At 44.4% G+C, this 21,739-nt stretch carries 19 protein-coding genes and 2 tRNA genes; 20 read left to right on the top strand and 1 reads right to left on the bottom strand.

What is annotated here, in order from left to right:
* Window positions 1-56: 56 nt before the first annotated feature.
* Both U2P91_RS09595 and U2P91_RS09590 read left to right on the top strand, forming a co-directional pair.
* Window positions 57-143 (top strand) — tRNA-Leu (locus tag U2P91_RS09595).
* Window positions 144-148: 5 nt separating this feature from the next.
* Window positions 149-225 (top strand) — tRNA-Lys (locus tag U2P91_RS09590).
* A gap of 172 nt (window positions 226-397) precedes the next feature.
* Here U2P91_RS09590 and U2P91_RS09585 read toward each other — a convergent pair.
* Window positions 398-1,396 carry an N-acetylmuramoyl-L-alanine amidase gene (locus U2P91_RS09585; RefSeq protein ID WP_322519522.1) on the bottom strand — a complete coding sequence of 333 codons (999 nt, stop codon included), beginning with the start codon at window positions 1,394-1,396 and terminating at the stop codon, window positions 398-400.
* A gap of 386 nt (window positions 1,397-1,782) precedes the next feature.
* Here U2P91_RS09585 and U2P91_RS09580 point away from each other — a divergent pair, with 386 nt between their 5' ends.
* From U2P91_RS09580 to murB, 18 genes are all read left to right on the top strand, one after another.
* Window positions 1,783-1,944, top strand: a complete 162-nt coding sequence (locus tag U2P91_RS09580) for a hypothetical protein (protein WP_162624480.1) — start codon at window positions 1,783-1,785, stop codon at window positions 1,942-1,944.
* A 181-nt stretch (window positions 1,945-2,125) separates the two neighbouring features.
* The gene (hcp, locus tag U2P91_RS09575) at window positions 2,126-3,838 is read left to right on the top strand and encodes a hydroxylamine reductase (protein WP_322519521.1); all 1,713 of its coding nucleotides are present in this window, start codon (window positions 2,126-2,128) and stop codon (window positions 3,836-3,838) included.
* 177 nt (window positions 3,839-4,015) lie between these two features.
* Complete coding sequence (locus tag U2P91_RS09570) at window positions 4,016-5,185, top strand: SAM-dependent methyltransferase (protein WP_322519520.1); 1,170 nt, start codon at window positions 4,016-4,018, stop codon at window positions 5,183-5,185.
* Window positions 5,186-5,323: 138 nt separating this feature from the next.
* Window positions 5,324-6,439: a metallophosphoesterase family protein gene (locus tag U2P91_RS09565; protein ID WP_111887835.1), complete on the top strand. Its 1,116-nt coding sequence runs from the start codon at window positions 5,324-5,326 to the stop codon at window positions 6,437-6,439.
* Window positions 6,439-8,751: an ATP-binding protein gene (locus U2P91_RS09560; protein WP_322519519.1), complete on the top strand. Its 2,313-nt coding sequence runs from the start codon at window positions 6,439-6,441 to the stop codon at window positions 8,749-8,751. Before U2P91_RS09565 ends, U2P91_RS09560 begins: the two co-directional genes overlap by 1 nt.
* A 118-nt stretch (window positions 8,752-8,869) precedes the next feature.
* Window positions 8,870-9,220: a hypothetical protein gene (locus tag U2P91_RS09555; RefSeq protein WP_322519518.1), complete on the top strand. Its 351-nt coding sequence runs from the start codon at window positions 8,870-8,872 to the stop codon at window positions 9,218-9,220.
* On the top strand, window positions 9,217-9,633 hold the full coding sequence (locus U2P91_RS09550) for an ATP-binding protein (RefSeq protein WP_322519517.1): 417 nt from the start codon (window positions 9,217-9,219) through the stop codon (window positions 9,631-9,633). The genes U2P91_RS09555 and U2P91_RS09550 overlap by 4 nt, the downstream gene beginning before the upstream one ends.
* 18 nt (window positions 9,634-9,651) lie before the next feature.
* Window positions 9,652-10,995, top strand: coding sequence for a [Fe-Fe] hydrogenase large subunit C-terminal domain-containing protein (locus tag U2P91_RS09545; RefSeq protein ID WP_322519516.1), 1,344 nt, complete (start codon window positions 9,652-9,654; stop codon window positions 10,993-10,995).
* Between the two features lie 109 nt (window positions 10,996-11,104).
* On the top strand, window positions 11,105-11,437 hold the full coding sequence (locus U2P91_RS09540; protein ID WP_111887830.1) for an AraC family transcriptional regulator: 333 nt from the start codon (window positions 11,105-11,107) through the stop codon (window positions 11,435-11,437).
* On the top strand, window positions 11,438-12,166 hold the full coding sequence (locus tag U2P91_RS09535) for a PHP domain-containing protein (RefSeq protein ID WP_322519515.1): 729 nt from the start codon (window positions 11,438-11,440) through the stop codon (window positions 12,164-12,166).
* Window positions 12,167-12,560: 394 nt separating this feature from the next.
* Window positions 12,561-13,031 (top strand): complex I 24 kDa subunit family protein, encoded by a 471-nt coding sequence (locus U2P91_RS09530; protein ID WP_111887828.1) that lies wholly within the window; start codon window positions 12,561-12,563, stop codon window positions 13,029-13,031.
* 9 nt (window positions 13,032-13,040) lie between these two features.
* Window positions 13,041-13,598 carry an ATP-binding protein gene (locus tag U2P91_RS09525; RefSeq protein WP_111887827.1) on the top strand — a complete coding sequence of 186 codons (558 nt, stop codon included), beginning with the start codon at window positions 13,041-13,043 and terminating at the stop codon, window positions 13,596-13,598.
* Window positions 13,598-13,996 carry a (2Fe-2S) ferredoxin domain-containing protein gene (locus U2P91_RS09520; RefSeq protein WP_111887826.1) on the top strand — a complete coding sequence of 133 codons (399 nt, stop codon included), beginning with the start codon at window positions 13,598-13,600 and terminating at the stop codon, window positions 13,994-13,996. Before U2P91_RS09525 ends, U2P91_RS09520 begins: the two co-directional genes overlap by 1 nt.
* 19 nt (window positions 13,997-14,015) lie before the next feature.
* On the top strand, window positions 14,016-15,815 hold the full coding sequence (gene nuoF, locus U2P91_RS09515) for an NADH-quinone oxidoreductase subunit NuoF (RefSeq protein WP_111887825.1): 1,800 nt from the start codon (window positions 14,016-14,018) through the stop codon (window positions 15,813-15,815).
* 19 nt (window positions 15,816-15,834) lie between these two features.
* Window positions 15,835-17,586 (top strand): NADH-dependent [FeFe] hydrogenase, group A6, encoded by a 1,752-nt coding sequence (locus U2P91_RS09510; RefSeq protein ID WP_111887824.1) that lies wholly within the window; start codon window positions 15,835-15,837, stop codon window positions 17,584-17,586.
* A gap of 99 nt (window positions 17,587-17,685) precedes the next feature.
* Entirely contained in the window at window positions 17,686-19,899 is a 2,214-nt protein-coding gene (locus U2P91_RS09505) for an ATP-dependent RecD-like DNA helicase (RefSeq protein ID WP_322519514.1), read from the top strand.
* 72 nt (window positions 19,900-19,971) lie between these two features.
* Window positions 19,972-20,721, top strand: coding sequence for a ComF family protein (locus tag U2P91_RS09500; RefSeq protein ID WP_322519513.1), 750 nt, complete (start codon window positions 19,972-19,974; stop codon window positions 20,719-20,721).
* Window positions 20,722-20,830: 109 nt separating this feature from the next.
* A complete protein-coding gene (gene murB / locus U2P91_RS09495; protein WP_322519512.1) occupies window positions 20,831-21,739 on the top strand; it encodes a UDP-N-acetylmuramate dehydrogenase in 909 nt (302 codons plus the stop codon).

Raw genomic sequence — 21,739 nt, 5'->3', positions numbered from 1 at the left:
TTGAAGAGTTTAGTATTCAGAAGCAAGTTAAAAAACAGGATAATCTTTATTTTTACGCCGAAGTGATGGAATTGGCAGACGTGACGGACTCAAAATCCGTTGTGAGTGATCACGTGCGGGTTCGAGTCCCGCCTTCGGCACCACTATCGCTCCCTTAGCTCAGTTGGCTAGAGCACCTGACTCTTAATCAGGGTGTCCAGAGTTCGAGTCTCTGAGGGAGCACCAATAATAGCGCATAACAGAGCCGTTTGAAGGCTCTGTTTTTTTATTGTCAAAAAATCATCCTAAGATTTCCGAAGCTAATAGAGGTACTTTTGTGGTTCTTTTGTGGTACCTTGATAGGGCGGGGCAGAGTAGGGGAAACTAAAAAAGACCACCCCGAAGAGTGACCACAATTTTAAAACCAATCGTAAATGCCTTGTGCAACGACCTCACCAAATGCTGAAGCATTGGTCAGTAATCCGATATCCGGACGAATACCGCCAGTCTCAAAGATGCAAGCGGTCATGCCGGTGTCGGCAACTTCCCAATCGTCTCGCTGGATCACGCCACGGGTACTGAGTCCGATACGAACTTGAGCTGAAGCAATCAGGCAGTTTGCAATCTGGATTCCGGCGCCACTCCCTGGGTAGACAATTGGCAGCGTCCCGGACGGGGCTTTATTATAATCACAGTGCAGCGATACGTAAACATCAGCCCCCCATGAATTCGCCTGAGCGACACAGGCGGCAATGTTTTTGTCGTTATCAGTATCAGCATCCGTTAATACTGTAAAGCCCAGCGCTCTTAGTCTGGCTGCTGCCTCCTTCCCGATCGCTAGCATCAGACCAGCTTCCGTGTAATTCCCGTCCACGCAGCCAGAGTCCCAGACGCCGTTCGATTGGGTGCCGTGACCGACAGCAAGGTACACCTTCCCTGACTTTCTTCCCTGAGCCGGTTGAGCGGGTACTGGTTCTGGCGTAGGTACAGGGATCGGAGCTGGTGCAATCGTAAAGGTGGATCGATGATCGTCCACGCTTATCGGTTCATCTGATTTAAGTAGGCGTATTGCTTCAATTCTCAAACCACCGCCAGTCGTTCCTGCCGTTTCTCCATTTCTGGCGAAATCTAACCAACCAACATTCTGTACATGAACCTGATAGTTCAGGCTTTCGCATTCTATTTCAATTGCTTCAATTCTTAAGCCCCTACCAACGGTACCGGCAATCTCATCTTCCTGAACCCAATCCATCCAGCCGATGTTCTCAACGTGGACACGATATCGCGCAACGCCCTGGGTTCGAATTGCTTCGATTCGTAGCCCCTGGCCGACTGTTCCCGCTAAGCGCCCTTCCTGAACCCAAGCGCTCCAACCTTCATTTTCGATGTGCACTTGATACAGTAATGTATCTGCCATACTTACTCACCTTCCTTTCTAATTGATAAATGGAGTTAGTCGGAAAAAGATGTCACTTGTTTTAAGATTGGGCCCATTACCATGCCTGTTTTTTTCAGTAAATAAACGATTAGGCTTTTCTTGCGACTAAACTTAAAATTAAAAACCGCCCTCATGCTACGAATATGAGAACGGCTTTACCGATACCCGGGTATAAATCACGATATAGGAAGGTGATTGTTTACTTAAACGACTGTTTTGTTAACCGTCGGCAATAATTAAGGTGCAATAAGCTCTTGAGTAGGCGTTGAGTAACTGATATAATTACACGCAGCTAATATTAACCAGTTAATATTAACTAAAACGACGCGACACGATCGCGTCAAAACGAATGAGGAGCAGAGCAAATGGAATCAAAAGAAAAAAATGCATGTTCTTATTTAAACTGTGGTTTTAATGTCAGCGGACGATGTCCGGATATGGACGTATTAAAAAATCCCTACAAAGAAACCGGCTGTATTTTTTATAAAAATAAGAATATTCAGACAAACGATAGCAAAAGCGAGTAATAAAGAAAACACCGAAAGGTGTTTTTTTTATTCTTTAAAAACAATCAAAACTGTTGCATTTGCAACGGCTATAACCACAACTACCGGATATAATAGCAACATACCAACGCGGTAGCGATACCGGATAAATTTTTCAGACTTAACGGTTATGATGAAATAAAATTTTAAGGAGAACAATAGTATGAGTATGTTTTGTTACCAGTGTCAGGAAGCAGCAAAGGGAGCCGGATGCAGTGTCAAAGGGGTTTGTGGGAAAAGTGAAGAGGTTGCAAAACTTCAGGATCTCCTGATCTATACCGTCAAAGGGATTTCAGAAATCGTTGTAAAAGGCGAGCTGGAAGCCAAAGAATTGGGAGAAGTAAACCATGAGGTGTTAAGAAGCCTGTTTATGACGATCACGAATGCAAACTTTGATGCGGATGCCTTTGTCAAAGAAATAAAGAAAATGATAAATCTGAGAAATCAGTTACGCGATATGGTCGATGCTGCCAATAAAAAGAATTCACCCGGCTTTTTCAAGAAACTGTTGGGTTTGAATAAAGAGCAAAAGAGCAAAAAAATAAATGTCTCGGCACTTCATGATGCCGCCCGTTTTAAAACCGCTACAAAAGCAGAAATGACTGCAAAAGCAGCAAATGTTGGGGTGTTAGCCACCGCAAATGAAGATATCCGCTCACTCAGAGAACTAATTACCTACGGGGTTAAGGGACTGGCTGCCTACGCTGAGCATGCCCTCAATCTTGGGAAAGAAGACCTGAGCATATATGGCTTTATTTATGAAGCCATGGCCAAAACTTTGGATGATAAACTGTCCGTTGAAGATCTGGTCGCACTGACCTTAAAAACTGGCCAGTTCGGAGTCACCGCCATGGCCCTTCTGGATGGTGCCAATACCGGGAAATATGGCAATCCCGAAATCACCGAAGTTAATATTGGGGTTAAAAAGAATCCCGCTATTTTAATCTCTGGCCATGACCTGGCTGATCTCGAGCAGCTATTGGAGCAGACCAAGGGGTCTGGGGTAGATGTTTATACCCATAGTGAAATGTTACCGGCCCATTACTATCCAGCCTTTAAAAAATATGACAACTTTGTTGGGAACTATGGAAATGCCTGGTGGAAACAGCTTGAAGAATTTAAATCCTTTAACGGACCCATCTTGTTTACTACCAACTGTATTGTACCACCAAAAAGTGATGAAGTTCGGAGCCGAATCTTCACCACCGGTGCCTCCGGCCATCCCGGCTGCACTCATATTGAAGCGGATGCAAGTGGTAGAAAAGACTTTTCAAAAGTCATTGAAATGGCCAAACGCTTAAAGGCACCAACCGAAATCGAAACGGGGAAAATTGTCGGCGGTTTTGCCCATGAACAGGTATTCGCCCTGGCCGATAAGGTTGTCGATGCGGTTAAATCCGGCGCCATCAAAAAGTTCTTTGTTATGGCAGGTTGCGATGGTCGGATGAAATCCCGGGATTACTATACCGAATTTGCCGAAAAACTGCCAAAAGATACCGTCATCTTAACCGCGGGTTGTGCAAAATATCGCTACAATAAGTTGGATCTCGGCGATATTGGCGGGATTCCCAGACTTCTTGATGCTGGACAATGCAACGATTCCTATTCATTGGCCCTGATCGCCTTAAAACTAAAAGAAGTGTTCGAACTCAATGACATTAATGAATTGCCGATTGCCTACAATATTGCCTGGTATGAACAAAAAGCTGTCATTGTTTTATTGGCGCTGCTTCATCTGGGTGTGAAAAACATCCATCTGGGACCAACCTTACCAGCATTCTTATCGGCAAATGTTGCTAATGTCCTGGTCAATACCTTTGGTATCGGCGGCATCGACTCAGTTGATGCAGATATGGCCATGTTTATGGGTGCATAAACAAGCATCATATTATAAGGGTGTCGGTACTCAGTTAGTTCGATATCCACCAGTCTGAAATACCGGAATGTCCGAAAGGATATTCCGGTATTTTTTTGCGAAACAATCAAATCCAGCTATAAATTTTATCCAACCCGTGATAGGATATTGACAATAAGAAAAATACGAGGTAAATTAATGAACAGTTTGATATCAGCAGTTGAGGCTTGTTTTAATCCCCAAATTTATAAGATCACCCTCAGCAAACCAAAGTCAAAAACGAGTGACTATAAAAAAATCGTTATTAGTCAAATAAAGGAAGTCTATCATCTGGAAAAGTTCACAGCTACCCAGGTGTTTAATGATAATCTTTCCCTTGAACAGTTTAAAGATTTCCTTGGTCAAGCCCTGGAAAATGAATTTTTGCAGTATAACGGCTGGGATGATCAGTATGAATATATCATTCAAATCAGCAAAAAGGGGCGACCATCGGTGACTAAAAAAGCCGTCAAGGAAGCCCCGGAAAAAGCCTTAACCCATAACCGCGAAAAAAACTATATTCTTTCGGAAGGTACCGTCATAAAGCCACTGGTCGATATGGGGATCTTCACCAAAGAAGGCAAGGTCGTTAAGACGATGTACGATAAATTCCGTCAAATTAATCGTTTTGTGGAAATCATCGACGACGAAATTAAAAATTTTGACCCGGGAACCGAGCTCAATGTCATCGACTTTGGCTGCGGAAAATCCTATCTGACCTTTATTTTATACCATTATCTCACCGAAATAAAAAATCTCAATGTACGCATCGTCGGCCTGGATTTAAAGCGTGATGTCATTGACCGCTGCAACGTGAGTGCCAGGAAATACGGTTACGACCATCTTAGCTTTGAATTGGGGAATATCGATACCTATCAAACCACCTTTCCGGTCGATATGATTATCACCCTTCATGCCTGCGACACCGCCACTGATTATGCCCTGTACAATGCCATTAAGTGGAATGCCAAACTGATTTTTTCGGTACCCTGCTGCCAGCACGAACTAAATGCCCAAATAAAAACCGAACAACTGAGTCTGTTGACAAAATATGGCATCATCAAAGAACGAACCGCCGCCCTGATCACCGATGCCATCCGGGGCAGTCTTTTAGAAGCGTGCGGCTACAAAGTTTCGCTGCTGGAATTTGTGGATCTGGCTCATACCCCTAAAAATATCCTGATCCGGGCCAAAAAAACCACCGTCACAGAAAAACGAAAAGCGCAGGCCCTCGCCGAAGTAAATAATGCGCTCCAGACATTTTCCTTGACTCCGACCCTCTATTCACTTCTCGAAAGCGATGAAATCATTAATTCTAAGAAAAATTAAATGTAACATTTGTCAAAAGATGATATAATAAAAAATCAGTTAGAAGATAATAATCGTAAAACAAACTAAAGTAAGGTGTTGCCGACAATTGTCAGAAACCCTAAAATAAAAAAATTTATAGATGAGGAGGCAAAGAGGATGCTGACACGCTTTGTACATACCGGAGATTTTCATTTAGGTCGCCCCTTTACCTTTTTGCAGCAAGGAAACTATTACGGTAAAAATAAAAGAAAAGAATTATGGAAAGCCTTTGACGAGATGATTGCATATGTTAAAGAAGAGGGCGTACCGCTTCTGCTTATTGCCGGAGATTTATTTGACAGTGTCAATGTTCTGACCATGGATATAAAACGAGCCGCTGAAGGATTGGCGAGTCTTGATAAAACCTGGGTGGTTATGATCAGCGGAAACCATGATTACCACGGCGACAGCTCACCCTACAAGAAAGTGGAATGGTCCAGCAACGTCTACATCTTTAAAGAAGATGTCTTTCGGTCCGTTTACATCAAAGAACTCAATACTGAAATCTATGGCATGTCCTGGGTAAAAAACGAGTATCGGGCCTTTCCCGAGCGCTCTTTTAATAGTATTAAGCTAAATGACACCCGCTATAATATCTTAATGGCCCATGGCGAAGTTGCCAGTCAAAGTCATTATCTGCCCATTGATTTAAGAATGGTTGAGAAGAAGGGGTTTGACTTTATCGCATTGGGACACATTCATAAACCGGGGCTGACGCCGGGGGGCGTCGCTTACTGCGGATCACCAGTGCCCCTTAATTTTGGTGAAACAGGAGAACGGGGATTTTTAATCTCCCAGGTGGATAACGATTATGTCAACCAGACCTTTATTACTAGCAGTGGGTTTAATCCCCTCGATTCACGGAAGTATGAAACCATCGAAATTCAGATTTCCCCGGAAGATTCTTATCAGGATATTATAAAAAAAGCGATTGACTGCGATAGCGAAACAAATCGTCTAAAAAATTACTACCGTATCCGCTTTAGCGGCTACATTAACCCGGAAATACAAATGGATTGGATCAATGATGATCTAGAAGAATCCTTTTATTACATTGAAACCGACACGGCCGATTTAGAGCCGGATATTGATCTGGAACTGCTGATCCGGGAAAATAAGCATAACCCGATTGGTCAGATTCTTAGCGAACTGGAAAAAATAGAAGAACCGGAAATCCGGAAGAAGGCAATCATTTATAGCATTGAAGCGATGATTAGTGAGGGGGTTTTATAATGCAAATAAAAACCTTGTCAATTAAGGCCTTTGGAAAATTTAAAGACCAGACACTTACGCTCAAACCGGGACTCAATCTGATTTATGGGAAAAACGAAGCCGGGAAAACAACCGTTCAGACCTTTATTCAGGGGATGTTTTTTGGGTTTTATAAACCCTACCGTAAAAAGAAAACCTACAGCGAAGAATATGAAAAATATATGCCCTGGAATCAATTTGATTACAGCGGTGCGCTGGTTTATGAGATGGATGACCGCGAAATCCGCCTGGAGCGGAATTTTCTAAGAGCCAAAGACTCCTTATTCATTTACGATAATCGTACCGGAAAAATAATTAATGATCAATTTAAATACGATGGCGTCATCCGCCAGCATCTGCCTCTGGGAAACACCGGGATGACCACCGTTGTTTACAATAATACTGTCAATATGCGTCAGAACCTCCATGACTACGAATCCGGGAACCATCAGGATGAAATCCGGGATTCCTATATCGAAATGCAGAATTCCAGCGGCATCGAAATTAATTTTAAAGGGATCGTCCGACGACTGGAAGAAAAAAAGAATCAGATTGGTCGTTCCGGTCAGAGTAAGTCAAGAATTGGTACGGCGATTAGGGAACGGGATGAACTAAAGGAATTATTAAAAGAAGCCGAAGCCGCCTATGCCAAGGTGGCCGAAAATCAGGAAAAGATTACCCGGAATCAAAAGATCATGAAACGCATTGAAGCGGAAAATGAGTATTTGAGCCAGGAATCGGTGGTTAAACGAAAAAAAGAGCTGCTGCAAAGCTATGAAAAGATCAATAAACTTGAAAAAGAAAATAATCGTCTGTCAAAAATCATCAAAGAAGACCAGGTTTTTGAAGACTACAGTTACAAGATTCTGGAGGGCTTAAAAGCCATTAAAAATCAGGGCGAACGGCTTGGCGATCAGATGGACTACATCGAAAAAGAAATGGCCGACGCCTCTGAACATCTCAAAGCGATTAGGCAGAAAGAAGCCGCAAAGCGCAGTGCTCTGGCGGGTCATACCTTAGAAGGAATTACCGAAGATTATGAGCTTTATAAAAAAGAGCAAGGTGAAGTAGAAGCCGTCGATAAAAAATCAAACATTATCATCAACATCATTGCTACCCTGGTAACCCTGGTGGGAATGGGACTGGTGGGGCTTGCCAATATGGGGTTGATGGGAAGTAATCAGGGAATCGAAAACCTGTCTTTAACCCTGGGCGTGACCCTGGCAATTGTCGGTGTAGTGGGACTGAGCTTTGGGGTTTCGGCAACCCTTAAAAAACGGCAGATTCTAAGAGAAAAACAATTAATTCCCATTCAGGATGAAATCCTGGCAAAGTATCAACTAAAAGACGGCCCCAGTTTTGACAGCTTTTATAAAAAAGTTGTTCGTAACCAGAAAGAGTTAGAACAACTACAAAACGAAGGGGAATTAATCATTGTTCAGCACTCGCGGCACCAGGCCGGTTATGAAGTGCTCTTTGAGCAACGCCGCGGAATTATGCGGGAGCTGGAAAAAAAGCTGGCCCAGTATGAGGTAAAAGATATTGCCGAATATTCTGAACGCTGCGAAAAAGCGCAGCAGTTAGAAGAACTCAAAATCCGTTTTAACGGCAATTTGCGGCTGCTGGAGAATCTTCTTGAGACCGTCAATGGTGGGAAAACAGATGATGGACAAGCGGTTTGGCACAAAGCTTCACCGAAATCCGAAGAGCTCTTAAGTCTGGGGAAAGAAATTGCCCGGTTGGAAGGTGAGAACAATGCGCTCACCGATGGCATCGGTCTGCCAGTGGAAATCCAGGAGACCATTAAATCGCTGGACGCCCAAATTCAAACCTTTGATACTGAAATTCAGGCCTGTAACGCCGCCCTGGAAGTACTTGAAACGATCCAGCAAGACTGTCATTTAGAGTCTGCGCCGGAGCTTAATAAAAATATCGGTGCGGTTTTAGAAACCATCACCCAGCATTATAAAGGGGTAAAAATAGATGAAGCCATGAAACTCAAGGTGGTCGATCCCAAAGGTGGCGATTTTAAGGATGCCGAGCAGTTAAGCGCCGGAACCATGGATCAGGTTCATTTTGCCTTCCGCTATGGAATTGGGGAACGAATCAGTCACGAGATGCCTTTTATTCTTGATGAACCCTTTGTCCGGTATGACAAACAGCGAAAAACCGAAGCCCTTAAACTGCTGTGTGAACTGAGCAGTAAACGTCAGATCATTCTTTTTACCTGTGACGACGATGAAGAAAAGCTATTAAAATCATTGGGAGCGGCCTATCATAAAATCAATCTATAAGATCACTAAGTTGGTATAACCCAACCAAAAAAATAGAAATAAAAAACCCTAAAGACCTTGCAAAATGCAAGAGAAATCCTTTACAATAAGAATGATAACGAAATAAGGAGAACCTTTGATGAAATTAAGCCTAGTAAAAGACCTTCTTGATGCGGTTGTTTTAGCTGGTGAGAGCCATCTGGATGAAGAAGTGCAGTCCGGATTTGGCTGTGATCTCATGAGTGATGTGCTGTGCTTCGCCAAAGAAGATGCTATTTTACTCACCGGTCTTGTCAACAAACAGGTGCTAAACACGGCTGACATGGCCAATATGAACAGTATCATTTTTGTCAGAAACAAAATGCCCAGCCAGGAAATGATTGAGATCGCAAAAGAACGGAATCTTTTAGTAATGTCGACCAAGTATATCCTTTTTGAAAGTTGTGGGATTCTCTATAAAAACGGCCTAAAGGGAGCGCACCTCCGATGAGTTATGAACTCGTCTTTGACGTCAGTCGGGGGGATTTTGATACTGCCGGGGAAGCGTCACGAAAGATCAAACGGACCCTGCAGCAATTGGGTGTTTCCAATAAGGTCATCAGGAAGGTATCGATTGCCGGTTATGAAGGTGAAATGAATTTGGCCATTCATTCATCCGGAGGAAAAATTATTTTGGAAGTGGGGGAAGCAGAACTGGTGCTGACCATTGAAGATACCGGGCCGGGTATTGCCAACATTGATCTGGCGATGACTGCAGGCTGGTCAACGGCCGGGGAAGAAGTCCGGCAAATGGGATTTGGTGCCGGAATGGGTTTACCCAATATGAAAAACAACGCCGACAATTTTGCCATTTCTTCAAAAATTGGAGAAGGTACAAAAATTGTCATGAAATTTTTAGTCTAAACAGGAAGAAGGTCACATATGGAAAAATTACTTCATTCTGTATACCTTGATGATGAAAAATGTCTGGGCTGCACGACCTGCCTCAGAAGCTGTCCGACTGGTGCCATCCGAGTTCGGGGCGGCAAGGCGATTATCAATGAGTCAAAATGCATTGATTGTGGTGAGTGTATTCGGATCTGTCCCCATCATGCCAAACTGGCAAAAACAGATCCGTTGTCAAAAAAAGATAATTATAGTTATACAGTCGCTCTGGTGGCGCCGGCCATCATCGGTCAGTTTAAACCCAAATATTCGATCACCCAAATTCTCTCGGCGATTAAAGCCCTGGGTTTTGATGAGGTGGTGGAGGTTGCCTACGGTGCAGAAGTGGTTGGCCAGGCCCTCAAGTATGAGTACCACGCCAAACGCTACCCAAGACCGCTTATTTCTTCAGCCTGTCCGGCGGTAGTCAAGCTGATTCAGGTGCGTTTTCCGGAGCTTACAGACAATATCTGCCGATTGAAATCGCCGATGGCAATGACCGCCCGACTGGTCAGAAAACGGATCAGGGATGAAGGAAAATATAAAAATAGTGATGTCGGCGTATTTTTTATAACCCCCTGTGCGGCAAAGGCCACGATGGTCAATAATCCGGCCTCCAGTGAATATGATAAATACGATCTGATTGATGGTGCGATTGCCATTAAAGATATTTACAGCGATATTTTAAGCCACATTGGTAATTGTCCGATTCAGGAAGGTATTCATAATACCACCCCGGAATCATGCTCCTGGGCATTATCCGGTGGTGAAAGCGATTACCTGAAAAACAAAAACGTGCTTCATGTTGATGGCATTCAAAATGTGATTAGTGTCCTTGAAGAAATAGAGTGCGGTAAACTCGACACGATCGAGTTTTTTGAAGGGTTGGCTTGCATCGGCGGTTGTGTTGGTGGTTGCCTGACCGTAGAAAATAATTATGTCGCCAAAATGTACATTCAGGACCGGGCCAATAAAATGAAGCAGACCTCAATAATACACATGTCCGATGACTACGTAAAAAATGTTTATAACTCCGGGATGATGCACATTAAAGAGCGGATATTACCCAGAAGTCCCGAACCCCTGGACCAGGATATCAATAAAGCCATCGAAAAAATGAAGCAGATCGAAATTCTCGAAGCCAAGCTGCCCGGGCTGGATTGCGGTTCCTGCGGTTCCCCGGGCTGTCGGGCCCTGGCCGAAGACATCGTTGCCGGAAAGGCCAATGAAATTGACTGCGTTTTTGTCTTAAAAGACCGGGTCAGAGATCTTTCGGTTCTGACAAATGAATTACTGCAGGTGGAACATCCCACCGATAAACCGTTAATTAAAAAAGAGTAAAAAACCACTTAACAATTCGTCCGGGCGAGGGTCAGACCCTTGGTCATCCGTGAGCGCCTGTATTAGCAGACAAAAACGATTAATGATAAAAAAACAAAGGAGAAAATGAATGAAGGTAAGTGAGTTGTTAAAAAACAAGGAATTCAAGTGTCTCAATCCCCAGGTGGGCATTGAAGGGGTTATTAAAAGCGGTTATGTCGGCGATTTACTCAGTTGGGTGATGGCCAATGCTGGCAATGGCTGTGCCTGGGTAACCATTCAAACCCATGTTAATATCATTGCCGTGGCAACCCTGCTGGAAATGACCTGTGTGATTATTCCAGAAGGTGCAGAAGTGGAAGAAAGTACCCTGGAGCGGGCGATTATCGAAGATATCCCCGTGCTGATCACTGGTCTTACGGCCTATGAAGTCTGTAAAATATTAGGAAACGCCGGCGTCTAAATGGAAAAGGTAGCCATAGACCTGCACATCCATTCAATCTTATCTCCCTGTGGTGAAGAGGAGATGACCCCCAATAATATTGTGAATATGGCCCTCATTAAAGAACTGGATTTTATTGCAGTTACCGATCACAATTCAGCCAAAAATTTACCCGCAATTATCGCCGTGGCAAAAAAACTGGCCAAAGAAACCGAAAGTGGCCTGTGTATCCTTCCGGGGATTGAAGTAACGACCAAAGAAGAAGCTCATATTTTGGCCTATCTGCCAACTCTGGAAGCGGCGATGGCACTCGATGCGCTCATTTATCGACACCTCCCGGATATAAATAACGAAAAAGAATTATTTGGTCCGCAGATCATTATGGACGAAAATGACCAGGTCATTGGTGAAGTGGACAAGCTGCTGATTTCAGCCACCGACATTGGGGTTGATCAGTTGTGGCAAATTGTCACCGATCTGGGTGGGGTTCTGGTTCCCGCTCATATTGACCGAAAATCTTACAGTATTATCGCATCACTTGGTTTTATCCCTCTGGAACTGGATATTAAAACCTGTGAAGTATCAAAAAAAGAGAGCTTTGAACAAGTCTTAAAGGATTTTCGTTTTTTTAAAACCTATCAGTTTATTCATGGCTCTGACGCCCATCAGCTCGAAGACATTGCCGAGCGGGAGTATTTTCTTAACCTCCCGGATATGCGGCGCCAGACCCTGATTGATTATTTAGGTTAAATTGAACAAGCAATAAATAGTACCGACACTTGTTACATCACGTTGTTTGCATCAGGGCGAACAGGTTGAGAAACCTGTCCGATCCTGTAGCAAACAACAGATTAACAAGTGTCGGTACGGTAGCTAACCGTAAACTTTACAGGTGTTTCTTAAACACCTGTTTTTTATGTGTAAAATTATTACACTTTATTTGTAAAAAAAATAAATGAGTAGAATATTTGCATGAAAAGTCTACAAAGTTAAAGGTTTTCATAAAATTTCGAGACAAAAAGGGTAAAAAATTTATCTGTTATAAATATAACGAAATATTTCGTTATATGTTATAATGACTTTGTTAGAAAATATGCAATCATATGCGTAAAGGTTTGCACGATTTAATTAGGAGGTTTGAAAATTGGCTGAATTAATACCAGTTGAAAATTTGGACGTAGTAAAGGCAATAGTCGCCGAGCACCGCGAAGTGCCCGGTTGTTTAATGCAGATTCTGCAGGAAACTCAGGAAAAATATGGCTATTTACCACTTGAACTACAGGGAACCATTGCAGATGAGTTAGGGATACCCTTAACGGAAGTCTACGGTGTGGCAACGTTTTATTCACAATTTACCCTGACACCAAAAGGAAAATTCAAAATCGGGATCTGCTTGGGAACCGCGTGTTATGTCAGGGGGGCTCAACCAATTATTGATAAGGTTAACAGCATTCTGGGAACACAGGTTGGCGACACAACCGAAGATGGAAAATGGTCAGTTGATGCAACACGTTGCGTTGGGGCCTGTGGTTTAGCACCCGTACTAATGATTAATGAAGATGTTTATGGACGTTTGACCGTCGATGAAATTCCAAGTATCCTGGAAAAATATTAGTTAGCCGTTATGAAAGAACTGTCTCTTCATATTTTAGATATTACTCAAAATTCCATTAGAGCAAAGGCAAAACGTGTCAAATTGCAGATTATTGAATCCCTGGTAGAAAATGAGCTCACCATTATCATCGAAGATGACGGCTGTGGCATACCAGAAAATCAGCTTGCTGGCGTCACCGATCCATTTGTTACGTCCCGGACGACCCGTAAAGTAGGCTTGGGTTTATCGCTGTTTAAAGCTGCGGCGGAAGCCTGCGGCGGATCTTTTTTGATAAGCTCAACCGAGGGCGTCGGAACGAAGGTGGTTGGAAGTTTTAGGCGCGATCATATCGACCGGGCTCCCCTGGGAAATATGGCGGATACCATTCTTACCATGATAATGTCTTTTGGAGAAACAGATCTTTACTATGAACACGACTACAACAATCAACAATTTATTCTAAATACACGAGAAATTAAAGAGACCCTGGAAGTAGAATCTTTAAACGAACCGGAAATTCTTAATTGGATCAGGGAACACGTTATGGAGGGTCTCAAAGAAATTCAAGAAATTATGGAGGAAACATAATGGCAAAGTCCTTAGCAGAACTAAAAGCGATTCGTGAAAAAAAATTAAACGAAATCAATTTGCGACACGGCAAGAACGGCTATCGCGTTGTAGTTGGCATGGCAACTTGTGGTATCGCGGCAGGCGCGCGACCTGTTATGGTTAAATTGATGGAAGAAGTTGACGCTAAAGGTTTGGTTGACGTTACCGTGGCCCAAACCGGATGTATCGGGTCCTGTCGATTAGAACCAATTGTAGAAGTATATGATGCCAACAATGAAAAAGTTACCTATGTCCATATGACCGCCGAAAAGGTTGCACGCGTTGTTGATGAACACCTGGCTCAAGGAAAAGTAGTCAGCGAATACACCATGACGGTGGTTGATGGTATGATCATCGATCCATCGGTTAAGGGTTAATTGAGGAGGAGAAGAGCAGATGGCATATAAACGTTCGCAGGTACTGATTTGTGGTGGTACAGGATGTACATCCTCAGGATCCATGACATTAGTAAAAGAAATAAAAAAAGAATTAGTAAAACATGATATCCTTGACGAAGTCGAAGTTGTTGCAACGGGATGTTTTGGTTTATGTGAACTGGGACCCGTTGTTATTGTATATCCCGAAGGGACATTCTACAGTCGAGTAGAAGCAACCGATATTTCAGAACTAGTCGAAGAACACCTGGTAAAAGGTCGACCACTCGATCGCCTGATCTACACCGAAAAAGGCGACGGACATCACCCACTGTCAATTAATGAATTGGGATTCTTCAAAAAACAAAAACGTATCGCTTTAGCAAACTGTGGTGTTATTAACCCGGAAAATATTGACGAGTACATTGGTTTTGATGGTTACATGGCGTTGGAAAAAGTCCTGTTAACCATGACACCGATTGATGTTATTAATGAAGTAAAAGCTTCCGGTCTTCGTGGTCGTGGGGGCGGTGGATTTCCGACCGGTCTTAAATGGCAGTTTGCCCATGATGCCGTATCAGAAGACGGTATCAAATACGTTGCCTGTAACGCTGATGAGGGTGACCCCGGTGCGTTCATGGATCGATCCGTATTAGAAGGAGATCCTCATGCTTTAATCGAAGCGATGGCAATTGCTGGTTTTGCAGTTGGCGCAGCTAAAGGTTATGTTTATGTCCGAGCTGAGTACCCAATCGCCGTAAACCGTCTTCAAATCGCGATTGACCAGGCTAAAGAATATGGTTTATTAGGTGAAAACATCTTTGATACCGATTTCTCCTTTGACCTGGAAATTCGTTTAGGCGCCGGCGCTTTCGTATGTGGTGAAGAAACCGCATTAATGAACTCCATCGAAGGTAAACGTGGTGAACCGCGTCCACGTCCACCATTCCCTGCCAACAAAGGTTTATTTGGAAAACCAACTGTTTTAAATAACGTTGAAACCTATGCCAACATTCCCGCCATTATCTTAAAAGGCGCCGAATGGTTTGCAGCGGTAGGAACCGAAAAATCTAAAGGAACAAAAGTATTCGCACTCGGTGGAAAAATTAACAACACCGGTTTACTTGAAATCCCAATGGGCACAACCCTGCGAGAAATCGTGTTTGAAATCGGTGGTGGTATTCCTAACGGCAAAGCGTTTAAAGCCGCTCAAACCGGGGGACCCTCAGGCGGATGTATCCCGGCTTCTTTATTAGATACAAAAATTGACTATGATAACCTGATTGCCATCGGTTCAATGATGGGCTCCGGTGGACTGATCGTAATGGATGAAGACAACTGTATGGTTGATGTGGCCCGTTTCTTCCTTGACTTTACCCAGGACGAATCCTGTGGTAAGTGCCCACCTTGCCGTATTGGGACCAAAAGAATGCTTGAAATTCTGGAGCGTATCTGCGACGGTAAAGGCGTTAAAGGGGATATTGAACGACTTGAAGAACTGGCCGTAGGCATCAAAGCTTCAGCCCTTTGTGGATTGGGACAAACTGCTCCTAACCCCGTTCTGTCAACCATTCACTATTTCAGAGATGAATACGAAGCACATATTAATGATAAAAAATGTCCCGCTGGCGTATGTAAACATTTATTAGACTACACCATTGATCCACTAACCTGTAAAGGCTGCGGAATCTGTGCTAAAAAATGTCCCGCAGAAGCAATCACTGGCGAAAAGAAAAAACCATACACCATTGATACATCGAAGTGTATTAAATGTAATGCCTGTATTGAAGCCTGTCCATTTGGCTCCATTTCCAAGGCTTGATGAGGAGGTTATCAGAATAATGAAAGAAATTACTTTTAAAATAAACGGACAGGAAATGACTGTTCCAGAAGGAACAACCATTCTGGAAGCGGCAAGACAATGTAACATTGACATTCCCACCCTTTGTTATCTGAAAGATGTTAACGAAATCGGTGCATGTCGAATGTGTGTCGTTGAGATTGCCGGAGCAAGAGCGCTGCAGGCAGCTTGTGTTTACCCTGTTGCTAATGGTATTGAGGTATTAACAAACACGCCAAAAGTGCGAGAAGCACGTCGGGTTAATCTGGAACTGATTCTTTCAAACCACAACCGCGAATGCACAACCTGTGTGCGTAGCGAAAACTGTGAACTACAGACACTGGCAACGGATTTAGGCGTTTCCGATGTTCCTTTTGAAGGCGAAGTGTCTGGTAAACTCGTTGATGACTTATCAACATCAGTCGTCAGAGATGAATCCAAATGTATTCTTTGCAAGCGCTGTGTATCAGTCTGTCGAGACGTTCAAAGCGTTGCCGTACTGGGTAGTGTTGGCCGTGGCTTTACCTCTCAGGTACAACCGGTCTTTAACAAATCACTCGCTGATGTGGGCTGTATCAACTGTGGACAATGTATTATCAACTGTCCAGTTGGTGCATTAAAAGAAAAATCAGACATTCAACGGGTTTGGGATGCGATTGCTGATCCTTCTAAAACCGTGATTGTTCAAACCGCTCCAGCTGTTCGAGCTGGTTTAGGCGAAGAATTTGGTTACCCGATGGGAACATCTGTAACTGGTAAAATGACGGCTGCGCTTCGAAGACTGGGCTTTGATAAAGTTTTCGATACCGATTTTGGTGCTGATGTAACCATCATGGAAGAAGGCACAGAATTAATTGGTCGCATTACCAATGGCGGCGTTTTGCCAATGATCACCTCCTGTTCACCAGGTTGGATCAAATTTATCGAAACCTACTATCCAGAAGCGATTCCTCATCTGTCGAGCTGTAAATCACCACAAAATATTACCGGTGCTTTACTTAAGAGTCACTATGCTCAGGCGAACGGCATCGACCCTAAAGACATGGTGGTTGTTTCAATCATGCCTTGTACCGCTAAAAAATATGAGGTACAACGAGAAGAATTATGTACCGATGGTAATGCCGATGTCGATATTTCCATTACGACCCGTGAACTTGCCCGAATGATCAAAGAAGCGCGCATTCTGTTTAATAAATTACCAGATGAAGACTTTGACGATTACTATGGTGAATCCACTGGTGCTGCCGTAATCTTTGGCGCCACCGGCGGAGTTATGGAAGCTGCCGTTAGAACTGTGGCTGACGTATTAAACAAAACAGACATTCAGGAAATTGACTACGAGGTCGTGCGTGGTGTCGATGGAATTAAAAAAGCAACGGTTCAGGTAACGCCAGATTTAGCAGTTAATCTTGTGGTTGCTCATGGCGGTAGCAATGTCAGAGAAGTCATGGAACAGTTAAAATCCGGTGCCCTGGCAGATACCCACTTCATCGAATTAATGGCCTGCCCAGGCGGTTGCGTCAACGGTGGCGGTCAACCAATTGTTTCGGCTAAAGACAAGATGGATTTAGATATCCGGGCCGAAAGAGCAAAAGCACTTTATAACGAAGATGCCAATGTTTTAACCTACCGTAAATCACATCAGAATCCTTCTGTTATTCGTCTTTATGAAGAATTTTTAGAAGAGCCAAACAGCCACAAAGCACATCACTTATTGCATACAACTTACTCGGTAAAGCCAAAATTGGTTTAATTAAGTAAACGAAAAAATAGTCAAACAAAAAAAGGCCCAATAATGGGTCTTTTTTTATGCTATAATAAATCATAATTCTACATTAACAGGAGCAAAACAATGGAAAGCATTAAGGGTACGGTGGAACACATCGTCTTTAGAAATACAAGTAACGGCTACACCGTCGCCCATTTCGATATTGATGGCGATCTGGTCACCGTGGTGGGAAATTTTGACGAACTCAATCATGGCGAATACTTAAAACTGAATGGCTACTGGACGGAGCACAAAAACTATGGCGATCAGTTCTGTATGGAAACCTACGCTATGGAAATTCCCACTTCCACCGAAGGCATTACAAGGTATCTGTCCTCGGGAATTCTTCCCGGGATTGGCGAAAAAACCGCTAAAGCGATCGTCGCCCGGTTTGGTGAAGAGACCCTGGATATCCTGGACAATCACCCGGAGCGGCTGTCCGAAATTAAGGGGGTTGGCAAGAAAACCCTGGCCGCCATTAAAGAAGTCTACCATGAACAGCGGGAAGTCCGGCAGATTATGATCCAGATCCAGGACTATGGGATATCGGCCAACTGGGCCATGAAGCTCTATAAAACCTACAAGTTCGACACCATTTCGGTTTTGCTTAATAATCCCTATCAGATGATTGAGGATATCCGTGGGATCGGCTTTAAAATTGCCGACCAGATCGCCAATCATCTCGGCTTTGAAGCCAATAGTCCCGGCCGGATTCTGGCCGGAATCAACTATTCACTGGGAGAATGCTATAACCGCGGCAACACCTTTATGACCGAAGAAGAGCTGATTACGACCAGCTCCAAAATTCTCGGTGTGGAACAAGACGAGATCAACGCCCAATTAGGGGAATTGGTCTTAATGGGGCAGATTATTCAGGAAGAAGTCGCTAATCAGCGGGTTTACTATCCCCGAAACCTCTACGAAGCGGAAGACAACACCGCCCTGTCGATGGCCAGAATCAGCCAGATGACCTATAAGATTGCTAACGTTAATATCGACGAAAAGATTAAAGATTACGAACGGGACATGGTAATTACCCTGGATAATAAACAACGGGAAGCCATTGCCGCCGCCATGGAAAATGGGGTTATCATTATCACCGGCGGCCCGGGAACCGGTAAAACCACGATCATTAACGGGATCGTTCGAATTTTTAAAGATCTGGGTTTAAAAACAGTGCTGGCAGCGCCCACCGGTCGGGCGGCTAAGCGGATTACCGAAACCACCGGTAACGAAGCCAAGACCATCCATCGGCTGCTGGAATATGAATACAGCCAGGATGATGACTTCCCCAGCTTTTCCCGCGACGAAACCAATCAACTGGATGTCGACGCCATCATCGTCGATGAATCCTCGATGATTGATATCCTCCTGATGGACTCACTGCTGATGGCCGTCCAGCCCGGCACCCGACTAATCCTCGTGGGAGATGCCGATCAGCTGCCGTCGGTGGGCCCGGGTAATGTTTTAAAAGATATCATCGAAAGCGGTGCGATTAAGGTGCTAAGCCTGGAACGCATTTATCGTCAATCCGAAGAAAGTATGATTTCGGTTAACGCCTATGAAATCAACCACGGTCAAATGCCAGATATCAACAATGAGTCCGATTTTTTATTCCTTAATAAAAACGATGGCGATAAGCTGCTCCGTGATATTCTGGAGCTGGTTACAAACCGGCTACCAACGGCCAAGGGCTTTGACAGTATCCATGATATCCAGGTCATCTCACCAATGAAAAACGGCAAGGTGGGGGTGATTAACCTCAACCGCGAAATCCAGGCGGTCCTTAATCCCCCGCGGGAAGATCGGGCGCAGCGGGAATTTGGGATGGTCATTTACCGGGTCGGGGATAAGGTCATGCAGATTAAAAACAATTATCGGATCAAGTGGGAAGACACCCTGACAATGGAACAGGGGGAAGGGATCTACAACGGCGATATCGGCATTCTTGAAAGTATCAGCAGTCGTGACAAATCCTTTGTGATTCTTTTTAACGATGGTAAGCAGGTCACCTACGACTTCGACCAGATGGATGAAATCACCCATGCCTACGCGATGACGGTCCACAAAAGTCAGGGCAGCGAGTTCCCCGTAGTGGTCATGCCGATCGTCGGTGGACCACCGCTGTTTTTAAACCGTAAGCTCCTCTACACCGCCGTCACCCGGGCCAAAAAGCTTCTTATATTAATAGGCAACCAGTACGTCTTTCGCCAAATGATTAAATCGGCCGAATCCCAAAACCGCCAAACCGCCCTGTGCGACCGCATCGTCGCCTATATCAACCACCCAATGAGGTAACATTTTATCGAATGAATAATAAATCATCCGCTAGGGGCGATTATCAATCGCCCGCAACCCAGTGAGGTAACCATGAACCTAAAACAAACCCTGCTGACCTTCCTCGAAAACAACCTCTTCCTCAAAAACGGCACCTGCCCGATCTGTGGTAAGGTGCTTTTTGTCACCGATCGGTTTTTATGCCATCAATGTGAAGATGATCTGCCGCGCATTAATAACCCCACCTGTCGTAAATGCGGCCGACCGATCTTCGTCGCAGATCGGGATGTCTGTATTCCCTGTGCCAAACGCAACCTTCCTTTTTCAGGCGGCTATGCCTATCTCAACTATCAAGATGGCGGGGGAAAAATGGTTGCTGCCATTAAATTTGGCGACCGTCCCCATCTGGGCATCTGGGTCGGCAGGCAAATGGGGGCGGCCGTGGCGCAATGTCAATGGATCAGCGAGGTGGATTTGCTCATCCCGGTCCCGCTGCACCCGAACCGCCGGGAAGAGCGGGGCTATAACCAGAGCGAAAAGATTGCCCAGGGTATTTTAGAAGGGTTAAATCAGACAAGGACTAAAGCCCCGGTACTGGCGACACAAATCCTGATCCGTAACCGCGATACCCCTCATCAGATCGGACAGGGTCGGGAACAACGGCTTTCCAATCTCACTGGCGCTTTTACGGTGGAACACAGTAAGGCCATCCAAAACAAAACCATCCTGCTGGTCGATGACGTTCTCACCACCGGCGCCACCCTGACCGAAACCGCCGCTACCCTGCTCGAAGCCGGCGCCGCCAAAGTCTTAATCGCTACCCTCTGCGCCGTCGCAGAATAGAATAAAAGATTCTTAAAAAGACCCGCATGGGGTCTTTTTTTATGGCGAATCTTAATAAATAATGGTATGATGAACACAATCTAAGCGCAAAAAGTTAGGAAGTAATTAAATGAATCATACAATTAACAAACTAAAAGCCATTATGGCAACCGAAAATATAAAAAAAAATGAACCCATGAAAAACCACACCTCTTTTCAAGTGGGCGGTCCGGCAGATCTTTTTTTAATGCCCCAATCCCGAGAAGAATTAAAGGCAGTTCTGGAAATCTGTAAAAAGTCCGAAAAGCCGGTCTACATTATGGGCAATGGCAGTAACCTGATCGTCCGGGATAAGGGTTTTAGCGGTATTATTATCAATACCAAAGCACTTAATCAGGTTAAAAAAGTCGGCGAAACCTTGATTGCCGAACCAGGGATCAGCTTAAAAGATCTGGCCAAGGTGGCCCTAAAAGAAAAACTCACCGGCCTGGAATTTGCCTCTGGTATTCCCGGTAGTCTGGGAGGTGCCGTCACCATGAATGCCGGCGCCTACGACGGCGAAATGAAAGGGATCATTAAGAGCATCACCGTTATCACCGAAGATGGCAGTCTAAAATCAATTCCCGGCGAACAATGTAATTTTGCCTACCGCACAAGCATCCTCCAGCAGCACCACTGGGTTCTGGTCAGTGTGGAACTTGCGCTTAAAAACGGCGATTATCAAGCCATTGAAGAAAGAATGCTCGATTTAAACACCCAAAGAGAGACCAAACAGCCGCTGGAATACCCCAGTGCCGGCAGCACCTTTCGCCGACCGGAAGGTTACTATGCCGGTAAACTGGTTCAAGATGCCGGGTTTAGAGGTTATACCCTCGGCGGTGCCCAGGTGTCCGAAAAACACAGCGGTTTTGTCATCAACAAAGGCGGTGCCAGCGCTGCTGATATTTTAAACCTCATCGGTGCCATTCAAGCCGGAGTCAAAGAAAAATTTGGCGTTGAACTAAAAACGGAAGTCATCGTCATCGGTAACGACGAGTAA

This window comes from Acetobacterium sp. K1/6 (assembly GCF_034438075.1).
Lineage (GTDB): Bacteria > Bacillota > Clostridia > Eubacteriales > Eubacteriaceae > Acetobacterium > Acetobacterium carbinolicum.
The sequence above is the reverse complement of the archived record's forward strand: the minus strand, read 5'-3'. Positions and strand labels throughout refer to the sequence as shown.

Coding starts and splice junctions, on each gene's coding strand:
- U2P91_RS09520 (WP_111887826.1), top strand. CDS start 13,598: ATGGCAAAGTCCTTAGCAGAACTAAAAGCGATTCGTGAAAAAAAATTA.
- U2P91_RS09585 (WP_322519522.1), bottom strand. CDS start 1,396: ATGGCAGATACATTACTGTATCAAGTGCACATCGAAAATGAAGGTTGG.
- U2P91_RS09510 (WP_111887824.1), top strand. CDS start 15,835: ATGAAAGAAATTACTTTTAAAATAAACGGACAGGAAATGACTGTTCCA.
- hcp (WP_322519521.1), top strand. CDS start 2,126: ATGAGTATGTTTTGTTACCAGTGTCAGGAAGCAGCAAAGGGAGCCGGA.
- U2P91_RS09580 (WP_162624480.1), top strand. CDS start 1,783: ATGGAATCAAAAGAAAAAAATGCATGTTCTTATTTAAACTGTGGTTTT.
- U2P91_RS09505 (WP_322519514.1), top strand. CDS start 17,686: ATGGAAAGCATTAAGGGTACGGTGGAACACATCGTCTTTAGAAATACA.
- U2P91_RS09535 (WP_322519515.1), top strand. CDS start 11,438: ATGGAAAAGGTAGCCATAGACCTGCACATCCATTCAATCTTATCTCCC.
- U2P91_RS09540 (WP_111887830.1), top strand. CDS start 11,105: ATGAAGGTAAGTGAGTTGTTAAAAAACAAGGAATTCAAGTGTCTCAAT.
- U2P91_RS09500 (WP_322519513.1), top strand. CDS start 19,972: ATGAACCTAAAACAAACCCTGCTGACCTTCCTCGAAAACAACCTCTTC.
- U2P91_RS09560 (WP_322519519.1), top strand. CDS start 6,439: ATGCAAATAAAAACCTTGTCAATTAAGGCCTTTGGAAAATTTAAAGAC.
- U2P91_RS09555 (WP_322519518.1), top strand. CDS start 8,870: ATGAAATTAAGCCTAGTAAAAGACCTTCTTGATGCGGTTGTTTTAGCT.
- nuoF (WP_111887825.1), top strand. CDS start 14,016: ATGGCATATAAACGTTCGCAGGTACTGATTTGTGGTGGTACAGGATGT.
- murB (WP_322519512.1), top strand. CDS start 20,831: ATGAATCATACAATTAACAAACTAAAAGCCATTATGGCAACCGAAAAT.
- U2P91_RS09550 (WP_322519517.1), top strand. CDS start 9,217: ATGAGTTATGAACTCGTCTTTGACGTCAGTCGGGGGGATTTTGATACT.
- U2P91_RS09525 (WP_111887827.1), top strand. CDS start 13,041: ATGAAAGAACTGTCTCTTCATATTTTAGATATTACTCAAAATTCCATT.
- U2P91_RS09545 (WP_322519516.1), top strand. CDS start 9,652: ATGGAAAAATTACTTCATTCTGTATACCTTGATGATGAAAAATGTCTG.
- U2P91_RS09565 (WP_111887835.1), top strand. CDS start 5,324: ATGCTGACACGCTTTGTACATACCGGAGATTTTCATTTAGGTCGCCCC.
- U2P91_RS09570 (WP_322519520.1), top strand. CDS start 4,016: ATGAACAGTTTGATATCAGCAGTTGAGGCTTGTTTTAATCCCCAAATT.